The 12,550-nt window shown below is 73.8% G+C and carries 11 protein-coding genes, 1 pseudogene and 1 riboswitch; of the genes and pseudogenes, 6 read left to right on the forward strand and 6 right to left on the reverse strand.

Translation table 11 applies throughout. The features are described 5' to 3' along the window. Positions 1 to 480 (forward strand): annotated as a pseudogene (locus ACFW6P_RS31625) (nucleopolyhedrovirus P10 family protein); the annotation flags it as partial. Positions 481 to 503: 23 nt separating this feature from the next. On the opposite strand, the gene ACFW6P_RS31630 reads toward ACFW6P_RS31625, so the two are convergent. The 3 genes from ACFW6P_RS31630 to ACFW6P_RS31640 form a co-directional block, all read right to left on the reverse strand. After that, entirely contained in the window at positions 504 to 1,307 is an 804-nt protein-coding gene (locus ACFW6P_RS31630) for an enoyl-CoA hydratase/isomerase family protein (RefSeq protein ID WP_386359490.1), read from the reverse strand. A 150-nt stretch (positions 1,308 to 1,457) separates the two neighbouring features. Then, the gene (locus ACFW6P_RS31635; protein ID WP_010037790.1) at positions 1,458 to 1,676 is read right to left on the reverse strand and encodes a helix-turn-helix domain-containing protein; all 219 of its coding nucleotides are present in this window, start codon (positions 1,674 to 1,676) and stop codon (positions 1,458 to 1,460) included. 335 nt (positions 1,677 to 2,011) lie between these two features. Continuing rightward, the gene (locus ACFW6P_RS31640) at positions 2,012 to 3,610 is read right to left on the reverse strand and encodes an ABC-F family ATP-binding cassette domain-containing protein (RefSeq protein ID WP_386359491.1); all 1,599 of its coding nucleotides are present in this window, start codon (positions 3,608 to 3,610) and stop codon (positions 2,012 to 2,014) included. Between the two features lie 236 nt (positions 3,611 to 3,846). On the opposite strand from ACFW6P_RS31640, the gene ACFW6P_RS31645 reads away from it, so the two are divergent. Next, a complete protein-coding gene (locus ACFW6P_RS31645) occupies positions 3,847 to 4,260 on the forward strand; it encodes a VOC family protein (RefSeq protein ID WP_386359492.1) in 414 nt (137 codons plus the stop codon). Positions 4,261 to 4,300: 40 nt separating this feature from the next. On the opposite strand, the gene ACFW6P_RS31650 is transcribed toward ACFW6P_RS31645, so the two are convergent. The 3 genes from ACFW6P_RS31650 to ACFW6P_RS31660 all read right to left on the reverse strand — a co-directional run bounded on the left by ACFW6P_RS31650 (position 4,301) and on the right by ACFW6P_RS31660 (position 7,841). Further along, positions 4,301 to 5,701, reverse strand: a complete 1,401-nt coding sequence (locus ACFW6P_RS31650) for a hypothetical protein (RefSeq protein ID WP_386359493.1) — start codon at positions 5,699 to 5,701, stop codon at positions 4,301 to 4,303. A gap of 217 nt (positions 5,702 to 5,918) precedes the next feature. Next, complete coding sequence (locus ACFW6P_RS31655) at positions 5,919 to 7,046, reverse strand: alpha/beta hydrolase (RefSeq protein WP_386359494.1); 1,128 nt, start codon at positions 7,044 to 7,046, stop codon at positions 5,919 to 5,921. Positions 7,047 to 7,127: 81 nt separating this feature from the next. Next, positions 7,128 to 7,841, reverse strand: a complete 714-nt coding sequence (locus tag ACFW6P_RS31660) for a class II aldolase/adducin family protein (protein ID WP_386359495.1) — start codon at positions 7,839 to 7,841, stop codon at positions 7,128 to 7,130. 335 nt (positions 7,842 to 8,176) lie between these two features. Here ACFW6P_RS31660 and ACFW6P_RS31665 point away from each other — a divergent pair, with 335 nt between their 5' ends. The 4 genes from ACFW6P_RS31665 to ACFW6P_RS31680 all read left to right on the forward strand — a co-directional run bounded on the left by ACFW6P_RS31665 (position 8,177) and on the right by ACFW6P_RS31680 (position 12,529). Then, positions 8,177 to 9,421: an anion permease gene (locus ACFW6P_RS31665; RefSeq protein WP_386359496.1), complete on the forward strand. Its 1,245-nt coding sequence runs from the start codon at positions 8,177 to 8,179 to the stop codon at positions 9,419 to 9,421. 32 nt (positions 9,422 to 9,453) lie between these two features. Next, a complete protein-coding gene (locus ACFW6P_RS31670; protein WP_386359497.1) occupies positions 9,454 to 9,675 on the forward strand; it encodes a hypothetical protein in 222 nt (73 codons plus the stop codon). Positions 9,676 to 9,850: 175 nt separating this feature from the next. Next, positions 9,851 to 9,925: riboswitch (cobalamin riboswitch) on the forward strand. A 122-nt stretch (positions 9,926 to 10,047) separates the two neighbouring features. Further along, a complete protein-coding gene (locus ACFW6P_RS31675) occupies positions 10,048 to 11,019 on the forward strand; it encodes a cobalamin biosynthesis protein (protein ID WP_386359498.1) in 972 nt (323 codons plus the stop codon). A gap of 1 nt (position 11,020) precedes the next feature. Then, entirely contained in the window at positions 11,021 to 12,529 is a 1,509-nt protein-coding gene (locus ACFW6P_RS31680) for a cobyric acid synthase (protein WP_386359499.1), read from the forward strand. Positions 12,530 to 12,550 lie beyond the last annotated feature (21 nt).

Raw genomic sequence — 12,550 nt, forward strand, 5'->3', positions numbered from 1 at the left:
GTGACGGCCCGGTTCGCGGCCACGGCGTCGCAGCCGCTGCCCCGGACGGCGTCCCTGGTGAGGGCGACGCTGGCGGCCGCCGCCACCGAGGGGATCGGGCTGACGGTGACGGAGGTGGATCTGCGCGTCACGGACCTGCTGGAGCAGGGCGAGGACGAGCGGGCCCAGGCGGCGCCCGGGGCCGGACACCTGCCCGAACCGTCACCTACCCCACCGCCGCGGGACGGCGACGAGGCCCGGGTCGCGACCGCCGCGCTGGCGGTCCCGGGCGTCCTGCATCTGACCGGCATGCTGGGCCACCCCGTCCACATCGCCGAGGTACCGGGCGAGGCCGAGCTGCCGCACCGGCACGTCCGCGTGGAACTGGCCGTGGACGCCGGCCGGCCGGCCCGGGACGTGGCCCGCGCGGTGCGGGAGGCGGTGGCCGAGTCACTGCCGGACCGCCCGACGGTGGCGGTCCTGGTCAGCGCGATCGCCTGAGGGACGTCAGCCGCAGGCGGAGGTCACTCCCCCACGCCTGCGAGGTCCCGCAGCCGCCGCGCCTGCGCCTGGCGCTCGGCCCCGCGCTGGGCCTCGTAGGTGCGGTCCTGGGCGCCGCGCAGCAGGGCCTTGGTCTCGATGACCGCGTCGCGGGGCGCGGCGAGGACGGCGCAGACGAGGTCCCGGACGGTGTCGTCGAGCTGGTCGGCGGGCACGGCCACGTTGGCGAGCCCGGTGTTCACGGCCTCCTCGGCCGTGACGAAACGCCCGGTCACGCAGATCTCCAGCGCGCGGGCGTAGCCGACGAGGCCGACCAGCGGGTGCGTGCCCGTGAGGTCGGGCACGAGTCCGAGGCTGGTCTCACGCATGGCGAACTGCACGTCGTCGGCGACGACGCGCAGGTCGCAGGCGAGGGCGAGCTGGAAGCCCGCCCCGATGGCGTGTCCCTGGACAGCGGCGACGGAGACGATGTCGCTGCGCCGCCACCAGGTGAACGCCTCCTGGTATTCGGCGATGGTCGCGTCCAGCTCGGCGTCGCCGCCCCGCGCGAGGTCGACGAACGACGGTTCCCCGTCGAAGCCCTCCGGCGTGAACGCCTGCCGGTCGAGCCCGGCCGAGAAGGACGTGCCCTCGGCCCGCAGCACCACGACGCGGACGGAGCCCGGCAACTGCCGGCCGGCCTCGGTCAGCGCCCGCCACAGAGCGGGGCTCTGCGCGTTGCGCTTGGCCGGGTTGGTCAGCGTCACCGTGGCGATCGCGTCGTCGACGGTGAGCCGTACGCCGTCCTTGTCGAGTACGGGAACGAGGTCCTGGTCGGGCGAAGCCATGGGACGCCTCCGATGTGTGCGGTCGTCTTCCGTGCCGCACGACGGCGTCACCGCCCTGGCACGGCACAGCTATGTGACTGCACAGTAACCACCCGGTCGATCAGTTCGCCGGCCGGGTGGCCACCATCGAAGCCGTGGGGCCACCCGGGGTCAGGCCGTGGCCTTCTTGCCCCGGGTCGCCCCGCCACGCCCTCGCAGCGTGACGCCCGACTCACTGAGCATGCGGTGCACAAAGCCATACGAGCGGCCGGTCTCCTCGGCCAACGCCCGGATGCTCGCACCGGCGTCGTATTTCTTCTTCAGGTCTGCCGCGAGCTTGTCGCGCGCGGCGCCGGTCACCCGGCTGCCCTTCTTCAGAGTCTCGGCCACCCGTGCCTCCTCATGGGAAGTGCGCTCTGGTCTCCTCATGATCACCCCTCCGGGCCCTGATGGCCACCCATTCGGCAAGGTCCGCGAGACAAGGTTGTGACGACGGGAGCACATCCCCACAAGCGGAATGCGAGATTCCGATGAGTGCCGTCCGTACACCCGAACGGATCGTTGCGTGAAAGGGCAGGTCAGAACGGCGCGGCGGCCGAGCGCCGAAGAATCGGGGACTCGGCCGCGAGATCGATGTAGGACACACCTCGGTACGAGGAGATCTCACACGGATGAGGGATCACCGGTGGGCCGAATGATCCATACGCCGTTGATCACGCGTTCGATCACGCGAGGGCGACGAGATCCGCGTAGTCGGCGCCCCACAGGTCCTCGACACCGTCGGGCAGCAGGATGATCCGCTCCGGCTGGAGCGCCTCGACCGCGCCCTCGTCGTGCGTGACGAGGACGACGGCGCCCTTGTAGGTGCGCAGCGCGCCGAGGATCTCCTCGCGGCTGGCCGGGTCGAGGTTGTTGGTCGGCTCGTCGAGGAGCAGCACGTTCGCCGAGGAGACGACCAGGGTGGCCAGCGCCAGACGGGTCTTCTCGCCGCCGGAGAGCACCCCGGCCGGCTTGTCGACGTCGTCGCCGGAGAACAGGAACGAGCCGAGCACCTTGCGGACCTCGACCAGGTCCATGTCGGACGCGGCGGAGCGCATGTTCTCCAGGACCGTGCGGTCGGGGTCGAGGGTCTCGTGCTCCTGCGCGTAGTAGCCGAGCTTCAGGCCGTGGCCGGGGACGACCGCGCCGGTGTCCGGCTGCTCGACGCCGCCCAGCAGACGCAGCAGCGTGGTCTTGCCGGCGCCGTTGAGGCCCAGGATGACGACGCGGCTGCCCTTGTCGATGGCCAGGTCGACGTCGGTGAAGATCTCCAGCGAGCCGTAGGACTTGGACAGGCCCTCTGCCATCAGGGGCGTCTTGCCGCAGGGCGCGGGCTCCGGGAAGCGGAGCTTGGCGACCTTGTCGGACTGGCGCACCGCCTCCAGGCCGGAGAGCAGCTTGTCGGCGCGGCGGGCCATGTTCTGCGCGGCGACCGTCTTGGTGGCCTTGGCGCGCATCTTGTCGGCCTGCGAGTGCAGGGCGGCGGCCTTCTTCTCGGCGTTGGCCCGCTCGCGCTTGCGGCGCTTCTCGTCGGCCTCGCGCTGCTGCTGGTAGAGCTTCCAGCCCATGTTGTAGACGTCGATCTGGGCGCGGTTGGCGTCCAGGTAGAACACCTTGTTCACGACCGTCTCGACCAGGTCGACGTCGTGGGAGATCACGATGAAGCCGCCGCGGTAGGTCTTGAGGTAGTCGCGAAGCCAGATGATCGAGTCGGCGTCGAGGTGGTTGGTCGGCTCGTCGAGCAGCAGCGTGTCCGCGTCGGAGAACAGGATGCGGGCCAGCTCGATGCGGCGGCGCTGACCGCCCGAGAGGGTGTGCAGGGGCTGGCCGAGCACGCGGTCGGGCAGGTTGAGCGCGGCGGCGATGGTGGCGGCCTCGGCCTCGGCGGCGTACCCGCCCTTGGTGAGGAACTCCGTCTCCTGTCGCTCGTACTGCTTGAGCGCCTTCTCACGGGTGGCGCCCTTGCCGTTCGCGATGCGCTGTTCGTTGTCGCGCATCTTGCGGATCAGCACGTCCAGTCCGCGCGCGGACAGGATGCGGTCGCGGGCGAGGATGTCGAGGTCGCCGGTGCGGGGGTCCTGCGGGAGGTAGCCGACCTCACCGGAGCGGGTGACGGTGCCGCCGGCCGGGATGCCCTCGCCGGCCAGGACCTTGGTGAGGGTGGTCTTGCCCGCGCCGTTGCGGCCGACCAGGCCGATGCGGTCGCCCTTGGCGACCCGGAAGGTGGCGCTCTCGATGAGGACACGGGCACCGGCGCGCAGCTCGATACCGGAGGCGGAGATCACGGACAGACTCCAGGGCGGATATGGGGGCGGGATGGGCGGCTGAGGACGTTCCCGCCGTCTAATGCGCGAGGAGAAAGGCCATGGGGGACAGTCTAACGGGGCCGTGCAACCACTTTTTCTGCGTGCGGGCGTCCCGCGCCGCGCCGTACGAGGCCGCGGTGCGGGCCCGGTGCGAGACTGAACGGCGGATCCGGACCACCGGGTCCCCGGCTGCCGGACACGAGGGAGTGATAGGGATGGCAGGCACCTCAGGCGGGCGTCCCAGCATCTGCCCGACGCTGCTGTACAGGGACGCGAAGGCCGCGATCCGCCAGCTCACGGAGGCCTTCGGCTTCACGGAGCTGGCGGTGTTCGAGGGCGAGGACGGCTCGGTGACGCACGCCGAGCTGGCGCAGGGCAACGGCGCGGTGATGGTGGGCACCAAGGGCCGGGGCGGCGTCTTCGACGCGGCGATGAAGGACGCGGGCCCGACCGGGGTGTACGTCGTGGTGGACGACGTGGACGCGCACCACCGTCGCGCCGTGGACCACGGTGTGGAGATTCTCATGCCCCCGACGGACCAGGACTACGGCTCGCGGGACTACCTGGCCCGGGACCTCGAGGGCAATGTGTGGAGCTTCGGGACGTACGCGCCCGAGACGCCGGGCTGAGCGGCTGAGGCGTCCCGCCGCCGCCCGGGGGCGGGTGCCCTCAGTTTCCCCCGGTGTGCACCTGGAAGGCGGCCCGGCGCACGGCCTTGGCGAGGGCCGGGTCGGGGTGGGACGCGGCGAGGGCGACGAGGACCTGCACGGTGCGCGGGTGCCCCACGGCGCGTACCTCGTCGAGCAGCATCGGGACGGTCGGCTGTACGGCGGCCTCCAGGTGCCGGACGAGCAGCGGGGCCTCCCCGTGGTCGGCGACGGCGGCGGCGGTGTCCACCCACAGCCAGGTCGCCTCCTCCCGGGTGAGGACCTCGTGGGCGTCCTCGGGGTCGGCGCCGTCGTGCTCGGCGAGCCACAGCAGCGCGTAGGGCCGGAGCGTGGGCTCGTCGAGCGCGGCGCGGACGTCCGGCTCGGCGGGTGCGCCGACGACGCGCAGCGCCTCGAAGGCGAGGCCGCGCAGCAGGGCGTCCTCGCCGCGGGCGGCGCCGAGGAGCTCGGTGACGGCGCTGCCGACGGTGCGGGCGGCGAGCCAGGCGCGGTACTCGGCGCGGGCCGCGTTGGGCCGGAGCCGTGCGCAGCCGCGGAGCATGTCCTCGGCGGCCTGCTCGATGTTCCCGGCGGGGCTCTGGGCGGCGACGCAGATCTGCTCCAGCTTGACCCAGACGGCCCAGTTGCCGAGCGGGGTGAGCGTGGCCTGGCCGTCGCCGTAGGTGAGGGCGCCGACGGAGGCGAGGGCGCGCAGGGCCCAGTCGAGGAGGGGGGCGAGCGGGGCGTCGGGGAGCGCCGGCTCGGCCGCGGGCTCGGGCCGGGGTCCGTAGGGGATCTCGCAGCGGGCGGTGCGCAGTTCGGTGACGCGCTGCTCCAGCAGGTCGAGGAGCTGCTCCACGGGGACGGGGCCGGCGGACAGCTGGAGGAAGGAGAGCGTCTGCGGCATGGCCGAGACGACCTCGGCGACGGCGGCGGGCTCGTGGTCCTCGGGCTCCGGGCAGGCGAGCGACCAGGCGTCGAACAGGGCGACCCAGCCGCGCAGTACGGCGCTGTCGTCGCGGTCCCAGGCGCGCAGCCGCCAGCCGGGGCGGGCGCTGTCGCCGTGCACCTCGATGAGGCCGGCGAGCCGGGCGGTGTCCCAGTCGGCTCTGACCTGAGCGGGGGTCAGGCCCAGGTCCCGGGCGGCCCGTTGGGCGGTCGCCTCGGAGAGGGTGGCCTTGCCGTCGGCGGTGGCGCTGTCGCGGCCGGGGCCGAGCGCGGCGTCGGCCCAGCGGGCGACGCGGGCCGCGCCGGCCAGCCCTGAGCGCGCCATTCTGGCCAGCTCCGCCGGTGCCGGAGTGCCCTCCGGGGGGCGTGGCGCGGGGCGGCGCGAGCGCCGCTGGTTCATCGCTCTGGGGGCGGCGGCCAGGGGTCGCGGGCGGACGAGTCGAAGCCTGGAGTCGCGCGGGATACGGGACGTCACGGGGGCAGTCTTCCCGTTGACGGTCCGAAAACCCAAACGGAATGTCACGGCGGGCGACGGGCAAGGCCAACGCACCGGGTGCCGCGAGCGGTCGAGGACCGGGAACCGGCCGTACGCCCCTAAACGGAATCCATACGACCGGTCGATGGAGGGCGGGGCGCGAGGCGGTTGCGCCGGGGCGAAGGGGGCGTGCACGAGGGGTGCGCGAAGGGGCGGATCACATGAGGGGCGTCAGGAACCGCCGGAGCGCCTCCTCGTAGCCTTGCGGGTCGGCGTTCCACATGGCTCCGTGCGGGGCGCCGGCCACCGTGCGCAGGGTGACCAGGTCGGGGCGGGCGGCGGCGAGCCGGCGGGAGAGCCGCCAGGGGGCGACCGTGTCGCCCGGGCCGTGGAAGACCAGGGCCGGGACCCGCAGGGCCTCTGACGAGGGGTCCTGGGCGGCCCGGTCGCCGTAGAGGCCGGTGCGGCCCTGGGCCGCGCGCACGGCCAGGGGCAGCAGGGCGCCCGGGGTGTGGCGGGCCGAGGCGAGGGCGCGCAGCGTGGCCTCCCAGCTGAGCACCGGGGAGTCCAGGACGAGCCCGGAGACACGCTCGCGCAGTTCCGAGCGCTCGGCGGCGCGCAGGGCCATGGTGGCGCCGGTGGACCAGCCGTGCAGGACGATCTGGCGGGCTCCGTAGCGCACGGCGTAGCGGATGGCCGCGTCGAGGTCGCGCCACTCGGTCTCGCCGAGGTGGTTCAGGCCGTCGGGCGGGCGTGGGGCGCCGAGGTCGCCGCGGTAGGCCGGGGCGAGCACCGGGAAGTGACTGCGGTGCAGGAACCGCATGACGTTCATGGCGAGTTCCCGGGTGGCGCCCAGACCGTGCACGGCGATGACCCAGGTGTCCCGGGCTCCGGGGACGAACCAGGCGGGCAGGGGGCCGAGTTCGCCGGGGACGTCGACGTCGGCGTGGTCGAGGCCGAGGGCGGTGGCGGGGTTGCCGACGTACACGTTGGGGGTGAGCCAGACCTTGTCGCCCGGCTGCAGGGTGCCGTGCGTGACGCTCTCCAGCCGGCGCACCACGGTGTCGGCGGTGGACGGGGCACCGGCCAGGACGGGGCCGACGACCGCGTGGGAGCCGTTTCCGGCCAGGCCGTAGCGGCCGGGGCGCAGGGCGGCGAGGTCGCGGGTGAGGGTGATCTGCCCGGCGGCGGCGCCGTGGAGGGTGAGCCGGGGCTCGGTGGGCAGGGGGCGGCCGGGAGGCGCCTTGAGCGCGGCGTCGCCGGCGAGCCGGCCGGCGACCACGGCGGCGGCACCGGCCCCTATCACGGCGGTGACGGCAGCGGCCGTCGCTCTGACAGTGCGCACGCCTCCCAGTGTCCCGGCGGATCCGCCGGGCGACCAGTGGGAGGCGGCGGCGGGGTGAGGGGCGTGCGGGGCGTGCGCCCCTCAGCCGCGCTGGCCGTACCCGCGCAGGCGCTCCTCCACCTCGGCCAGCTGCGGCCCGGACAGCAGGCTCGGTGTCAGGCCCGGCACGGACGCGGCGGTGAGCCACAGGCGGCACATCCACTCCAGCTGGGCCGTGCGGTCGTAGGCCTGGTCGAGGGTGGCGCCGTACGTGACGGTGCCGTGGTTCTGCAGCAGGCAGCCGGAGCGGCCGTCGAGGGCCCGGAGCATGTTCCGGGCCAGCGCGTCGGTGCCGTAGGTGGCGTACGGCGCGACCCGGACGGGACCGCCCAGCGCGGCGGCCATGTAGTGGATCGGGGGCAGCTCCGTCACGAGCGTCGAGACGGCCGTCGCGTGCACGGCGTGGGTGTGGACGACGGCCCGGGCGCCGGTCGTGCGGTAGACCGCGAGGTGCATGGGCAGTTCGCTGGTCGGCACGAGGGTGCCGAGGACCTGCCGGCCGTCGAGGTCGACGCCGGTCACGTCACCGGGCGCCAGACGGTCGTAGGGCACGCCGGAGGGTGTGACGAGGACGGTGTCCCCGACCCGGACCGAGACGTTGCCGGAGGTGCCGACGACGAGGCCCTCGCCGACCGTGCGGCGGGCCGTCGCGACCAGGTCCTCCCAGGCGCGCGCCTCCTCGGGGCGCACGCCCGCCCTCCGCCGCTCCCCCGCGCCCTGTGCCGTGACCCGTTCGTCCGCTCGCCGCTCAGCCATGCGGCGATCCTGCCAGGGGTGCCGTGCGTCCGCCGCCCCTTTCGGGCCGGGACCGCATACGAACCGTCCGGCGATGTGCCGCAGGGTGGCGGGCATCCGCACAGCGGGTGACCGCCAGGTGACCGCCGGGTGACATGAGCCACGTCCCGAGGTCGCTCGACCGACTGAAGCGGTCCGGGCCGGGCGTCCGGATTCCGGAGCACGAGGAGCCCGAGAGCGGGGCGGAACGGCAACCCCCTGTTGCGGACACTCCTACGCCCCTCCCAGTTCATCTTCCGTTCACTCAGGTTACCTACGTTCGTCCAGCCAATGACCTCGAACGATTGCCTGGGTAAATGGAAAGCTTCTCGCTGATTCTCGCGATCGTGGTGGTAACCGCACTCGCGTTCGATTTCACGAACGGTTTCCACGACACCGCGAACGCGATGGCCACGACCATTTCCACCGGCGCCATGCGGCCGAAGGTCGCGGTGGCCATGTCCGCGGTCCTGAACCTGGTCGGCGCCTTCCTGTCCGTGGAAGTCGCCAACACGATCTCCAAAGGCCTCGTCGACGAGGCCGGTATCCGCCCCGAGGTCATCTTCGCCGCCCTGGTAGGCGCGATCCTCTGGAACCTGCTGACGTGGCTGGTCGGTCTGCCGTCCAGCTCCTCGCACGCCCTCATGGGCGGTCTGATCGGTGCCGCGATCGCCTCGGCGGGCGTCGGTGCGGTGCACGGCGACGTACTGGTCACCAAGGTCCTGATCCCGGCGATCGCCGCCCCGATCGTGGCGGGCGTCGCGGCGATGCTCGGCACCCGGCTGACGTACTCCCTCGGCAGGAAGGCCGACGGCAAGGCGGCCGAGAAGGGCTACCGCGCCGGTCAGATCGCCTCCGCCGGCCTCGTCTCGCTGGCGCACGGCACGAACGACGCGCAGAAGACGATGGGCGTCATCACCCTCGCCCTGGTCGCCGGCGGCGCCGTCGCCCCCGACTCCGACCCGCCGATGTGGGTCATCCTCTCCGCGGGCGTCGCGATCGCGCTCGGCACCTACCTGGGCGGCTGGCGCATCATCCGCACGATGGGCAGGGGCCTGACCGACCTCCGGCCGCAGCAGGGCTTCGCGGCCCAGACCAGCGCGGCGACGGTCATCCTGGCCTCCTCGCACCTCGGCTTCTCCCTGTCCACCACCCACTCCGTGTCCGGCGCGGTGATGGGCGCGGGCCTCGGCCGCAAGGGCGGCGTCGTCCGCTGGTCGACCGCCACACGGATGTTCGTCGCCTGGGGCCTGACGCTGCCGGCGGCGGCCCTGGTGGCCGCGCTCGCCGAGTACGTCACCGGCTTCGGCGACTGGGGCACCGCTGCGGTGGCCGTCTTCCTCGTCGTCTCCAGCGCGGCGATCTGGAAGATCTCGCGGCGCGAGGTCGTCGACCACACCAACGTCAACGACACCGAAGAGGAGCCGGCCGGTGTGGTGACCACGGCGATGGCCGCGGTCACGCCGCCGCCCACGGCCGGTGCGGCGTCGGAGGACCCCGCCCCAGCCATCCCGGCCCAGGCCACCGCCGAGCGGGCCCCGTCCTCGACCACCACGGTCTGACCGCCCACCGGTAACAAGGAAGAGTCTCTGAGATGAAGATCGACTGGGCGGCCCTCGGTTCCGTCTTCGGCGTCGGCCTCGTGGTCACGGTGGCCCTCGTGGGCCTGTTCACCCTCGGCATCACCGGGCTGTCCCGCCGCGAGCGGGCGGTGGCGGAGGGCGGTTCCGCGGGCCTCGCGGTCACCGGCGCGTACGCGTGCTTCGCGGCGTGCGCGGCGGCCGTGGGCTACGGGATCTACCTGATCGTGGCCTGAGGGCCCGACCGCACGTACGGCCGCCGGGCGGCACGGGACTCCGGTCCGTGCCGCCCGGCGCTCGTGTGCCCCGGGGGCGGTGTGGGCTTCTGCACACTCTCCCCGCGCAGGTCAACGGCAAGTTGACGGCGGTTCGCGGCCGTGGTGGACTGCCGGGGCCCATTACGGCGGCAGGAGAGGAAGCCGGTGCGAGTCCGGCGCGGTCCCGCCACTGTCACCGGGGGCAGCGATCCCCGGGAGCCAGGAACTCTCACCGCCGGTCTCGTCGAACCAGGGCGTGGACACCCTGAGTGAGGACATGTATCGCCATGCGCGGCTGCCGACCGAGGTCCAGCACCCCTCCCCCGCCCGCCCCTTCGGCCGGCTGAGCCCATGGGTGCCGGTCGCGTCTTCGCGTACGGCGCCGCCGCCGGCCTGATCGGTGACCTGCTGCTCGGCGATCCCCGCCGAGGGCATCCGGTCGCCGCGTTCGGGCGGGCCGCGGGTGCCGTGGAACGGGTGCTGTGGCGGGACCACCGGGGGTGGGGAGCGCTGCACACCGCCGTGTGCGCCGGAGGAGCCGTGGCCCTCGGGGCCGTCGCCGCGCGCGCCGTGCGGACGTCGCCCGCCGCCTCCGCCGCGCTCACCGGGGCCGCCACCTGGGCCGTCGTCGGCGGGACTTCGCTGGCGCGCGAGGCTCGCACGGTCGGGCGGGCCCTGGAGGCGGGCGACATCGAGGCGGCCCGGGCCCGGCTGCCACACCTGTGCGGCCGGGACCCGCAGGCCCTCGACGCCGACGGCATCGCCCGGGCCGTGGTGGAGTCCGTCGCCGAGAACACCTCCGACGCGGTCGTCGGGGCGCTCGTGTGGGGCGCGGTGGGCGGCGTGCCGGGGCTGCTCGGGTTCCGGGCGGTCAACACCCTCGACGCCATGGTCGGGCACAAGTCGGCCCGTTACCGGCGCTACGGGTGGGCCTCCGCGCGGCTGGACGACGTCGCGGGATGGCCCGGGGCCCGGCTGACCGCCGTGCTCGCGACACTGGCCGGACCGGATCCGCGCGGGGCCGTACGGGCCTGGCGGGCGGACGCGGCCGGGCATCCGAGTCCCAACGCCGGTCCGGTGGAAGCCTCTTTCGCGGGGGCGCTCGGCGTGAGGCTGGGCGGGACCCTCTCGTACGGCGGGCGGGTGGAGCACCGGCCCGTACTCAACACGCGGGGGCGGGCCGTCGTCACGCAGGACGTCGAACGGGCCGTACGGCTGTCACGGCGCGTCACCTGGCTCGCGCTCGGCGTGTGCGCGGGAGCGCGACTGCTGGGAAGCGCGCGGTCGTCGCAGGGCGCGCGGTCGTTCAAGAGGGGGCGGTGAGATGAGCGGTGGGCTTCTCGTGGCCGGTACCACCTCCGACGCGGGCAAGAGCGTCGTGACGGCGGGGATCTGCCGGTGGCTGGTGCGGCAGGGCGTCAAGGTCGCGCCCTTCAAGGCGCAGAACATGTCCCTCAACTCCTTCGTGACGCGTGAGGGCGCCGAGATCGGGCGGGCGCAGGCCATGCAGGCGCAGGCCTGCCGCATCGAGCCGGCCGCGCTGATGAACCCCGTGCTGCTCAAGCCCGGCGGCGAGCAGAGCAGCCAGGTGGTGCTGCTGGGCAAGCCGGTCGGGGAGATGAGCGCGCGCGGCTACCACGGCGGGCGGCAGCGGCGGCTGCTCGGGACGGTGCTGGACTGCCTGGAGCAACTGCGGGGCACGTATGACGCGGTGATCTGCGAGGGGGCCGGTTCGCCCGCCGAGATCAATCTGCGGCGGACCGACATCGTCAACATGGGCATCGCGCGGGGCGCGGGGCTGCCCGTGCTCGTCGTCGGCGACATCGACCGGGGCGGTGTCTTCGCCTCGTTCTTCGGGACGGTGGCGCTGCTGTCGCGCGAGGACCAGGAGTGCGTCGCCGGGTACCTGGTCAACAAGTTCCGCGGGGACGTCTCCCTGCTGGAGCCCGGGCTGGAGATGCTGGAGGGCCTCACGGGGCGGCGGACGTACGGGGTGCTGCCGTTCCGGCACGGACTGGGCATCGACGAGGAGGACGGGCTGCGGGTCTCGATGCGCGGGGCCGTGCGGGAGTCCGCCGTCGCGCCGCCCGTCGGGGAGGACGTGCTGCGCGTCGCGGTCTGCGCCGTGCCGCTGATGTCCAACTTCACCGACGTCGACGCCCTGGCCGCCGAACCGGGCGTCGTGGTGCGGTTCGTGGACCGGCCCGAGGAGCTGGCCGACGCCGACCTCGTCATCGTGCCCGGGACGCGCGGCACCGTGCGTGCCCTGGAGTGGCTGCGGCAGCGGGGCCTCGCCGACGCCCTGGCCCGCCGGGCCGCCGAGCAGCGGCCCGTGCTCGGCATCTGCGGCGGTTTCCAGATCCTCGGCGAGCACATCGAGGACGACGTCGAGAGCCGGCGGGGGCGGGTCGACGGACTCGGACTGCTGCCCGTGCGGGTGCGCTTCGCCCGCGAGAAGACCCTCACCCGGCCCGCCGGCAAGGCCCTCGGAGAGCACGTCGAGGGCTACGAGATCCACCACGGCGTCGCCGACGTCCAGGGCGGCACCCCCTTCCTGGACGGCTGCCGGGTCGGCCAGACCTGGGGCACGCACTGGCACGGCTCACTGGAGTCGGACGGGTTCCGCAGGGCCTTCCTGCGCGAGGTGGCGTCCGCCGCCGGGCGCCGCTTCGTCCCCGCACCGGACACGTCCTTCGCCGCACTGCGCGAGGAACAGCTCGACCGGCTCGGCGACCTGATCGAACATCACGCGGACACGGACGCGCTGTGGCGGCTCATCGAGTCGGGCGCCCCGGCGGGTCTCCCCTTCGTCCCGCCGGGGGCACCGGCGTGAGCGGGGCGCTCGCGGCTGCGC

Origin of the sequence: Streptomyces sp. NPDC058741 (genome assembly GCF_042746715.1) — a bacterium.
Taxonomy (GTDB): domain Bacteria; phylum Actinomycetota; class Actinomycetes; order Streptomycetales; family Streptomycetaceae; genus Streptomyces.